Genomic DNA, 2,626 nt, shown 5'->3' with positions numbered 1-2,626 from the left:
GATCATCCCCCACCAGCAATCTGGGCGCGATCGCGACCCCGAGGCCCGCCACCGCCGCCTCCATCAGGTAATAGAGGTGCTCGAACCCCTGGCCGCGTGCCAGGGCACCCTCGAGTGCCGCCGCATCGAGCCCGTGGGCGCGCCCCCAGGCCGGCCACGCCTGGGGGCGCGAGGCGGTGCTCAGAAGCCCATGCTCGAACAGTGACGCCGGCGCGTGGGCATCGAGGCGCGCGGCCAGCGCCGGGCTTGCCACCGCGCAGATCTCCTCTGCCATCAGCTCGATCGTCTCTCCTCGTTCGGGCCAGGGGGGCTCCAGAAACGCGAGCGTGGCGCTGGCGCCTTCCTGACCGCCGGGCTGCTCGGTATCGCTGACCACCACCTGGATCTTGAGCTCGGGCAGCGCCTGGCGCAGCGGCTCCAGGCGTGGAATCAGCCAACGCGCCATCAGGCTGCCCGGGCAGGCCAGCACGAAGGGCGCGCCTTCTACCTCACGTTTGAGCAGCGCGCAACTGTCATGGAGCTTGGCGAAGGCTTCGGCAAGTCCTGCCTGCAGCGTCTCGCCGTGGGCGGTCAGCGCCAAACCTCGACCGGCCTTGGCGAAAAGCCGCGTTTCGAAATGCGCATCCAGGCTCTTGAGCTGGCGGCTCACGGCGCCGTGGGTCACGTTGAGCTCCTGAGCGGCGGCGGTCACGCTGCCCAGGCGGGCAGTGGCTTCAAAAGCGCGCAGGGCGCTCAAGGGGGGAAGGCTCTGGTTCATCGATCGGTGATCCTGGCTCACGTATGAGTGACATCTTATCGATTTTTCCTCCGTCTTGCCTGGGTTAGCGTAAGGGCATTCGCCTACTACCTGAGGTCGCCATGAATCAATTCGCCACTCCTTCACCGCTTCTGCCCGATGCCCAGGGCCTGTTCGGCAGCTTCGGCGGGCGCTTCGTGGCCGAAACGCTGATGCCGCTGATTCTCTCGCTGCAGGAGGAGTACGACAGCGCCAAGCAGGACCCCGACTTCCAGCGCGAGCTGGCCTACTTCCAGAGCGACTACGTGGGCCGGCCGAGCCCGCTCTACTTTGCCGAGCGGCTCACCGAGCACTTCGGCGGCGCCAAGATCTACCTGAAGCGCGAGGAGCTCAACCATACCGGCGCGCACAAGATCAACAACTGCATCGGCCAGGTGCTGCTCGCCAAGCGCATGGGCAAGAAGCGCATCATCGCCGAGACCGGCGCGGGCATGCATGGCGTGGCCACGGCCACCGTGGCGGCGCGTTTCGGCCTCGACTGCGTGATCTACATGGGCTCCACCGACATCGAGCGCCAGCAGCCCAACGTGTTCCGCATGAAGCTTCTGGGCGCCGAGGTGATCCCGGTCACCTCCGGCACCGGCACGCTGAAGGACGCCATGAACGAGGCGCTGCGCGACTGGGTGACCAACATCGACGACACCTTCTACATCATCGGCACCGTGGCGGGGCCGCACCCGTACCCGGCCATGGTGCGCGACTTCCAGGCGGTGATCGGCCATGAAACCCGCCGCCAGATGCAGGAGAAGGAAGGGCGCCTGCCGGATTCGCTGGTTGCCTGCATCGGCGGCGGCTCCAACGCCATGGGGCTTTTCCACCCGTTCCTGGGCGATGAAAGCGTGCAGATGATCGGCGTCGAGGCCGGCGGCAAGGGCGTGGCGACGGGCCAGCATGCGGCGAGCCTGAACGGCGGTACGCCCGGCGTGCTTCATGGCAACCGCACCTATCTGCTGCAGGACGAGGATGGCCAGATCATCGACGCCCACTCGATCTCTGCCGGGCTCGACTACCCGGGCATCGGCCCCGAGCACGCCTGGCTTCACGAGCAGGGCCGCGTCGAGTACGTATCCGCCACCGACGACGAGGCGCTCGAGGCGTTCCAGATCTGCTGTCGCGAAGAGGGCATCATTCCGGCGCTCGAAACCGCCCACGCCCTGGCCGAAGTCGCCAAGCGCGCGCCCACGCTTCCCCGCGATCACCTGATGGTGGTCAACCTGAGCGGGCGTGGTGACAAGGACATGATGAGCGTTGCTCACTATCTAGGAGACAAGTTCCAATGAGCCAAGCCAACGCGACTGCCGGCATCTCACGTATCGAGCGCTGCTTTACCGCACTGAAAGCGCAAGACCGCTCGGCGCTGGTGAGCTTCTTGACCGCCGGCGACCCCAACCCGGAAACCTCCCAGCGCCTGCTCGATGGCCTGCCGGACACCGGCGTGGACATCATCGAGCTGGGCATGCCTTTCAGCGACCCGATGGCCGACGGTCCGGCGATCCAGAAAGCCGCCCTGCGGGCGCTGGAAGCCGGCCAGACCCAGGCCAAGACGCTGACCATGGTGAAGCGCTTTCGTGAGAAGAACCAGCACACGCCCATCGTGCTGATGGGTTACTACAACCCCATCTACCGTTACGGCGTCGAGCGCTTTCTTACCGATGCCCGCGACGCCGGCGTCGACGGGCTGATCGTGGTGGACATTCCGCCGGAGCACGATGACGAGCTCTGCACCCCCGCCGCCCGCCACGGCATCGACTTCATCCGCCTGGCCACGCCCACCACCGACGCCAAGCGCCTGCCGCAGGTGCTCGAGCGCGCCTCCGGGTTCGTCTACTA

The 2,626-nt window shown here is 66.6% G+C and carries 3 protein-coding genes; 2 read left to right on the top strand and 1 reads right to left on the bottom strand.

Annotated elements, in window-relative coordinates:
- Window positions 1-757 (bottom strand): LysR family transcriptional regulator (locus tag BIS11_RS14820; protein ID WP_253586408.1); only part of this gene is annotated, 757 nt, incomplete at its 3' end.
- 101 nt (window positions 758-858) lie between these two features.
- Here BIS11_RS14820 and trpB point away from each other — a divergent pair.
- Window positions 859-2,076 carry a tryptophan synthase subunit beta gene (gene trpB / locus BIS11_RS14815; protein WP_253423398.1) on the top strand — a complete coding sequence of 406 codons (1,218 nt, stop codon included), beginning with the start codon at window positions 859-861 and terminating at the stop codon, window positions 2,074-2,076.
- The coding region (gene trpA / locus BIS11_RS14810; protein ID WP_253586407.1) for a tryptophan synthase subunit alpha at window positions 2,073-2,626 on the top strand (554 nt) is incomplete at its 3' end. The genes trpB and trpA, both read left to right, overlap by 4 nt.

Source organism: Halomonas sp. 707D4, from assembly GCF_024158685.1.
Taxonomy (GTDB): Bacteria; Pseudomonadota; Gammaproteobacteria; order Pseudomonadales; family Halomonadaceae; genus Vreelandella.
Note: the sequence above shows the minus strand (reverse complement) of the source record. Positions and strands in the feature narration are given on the sequence as shown.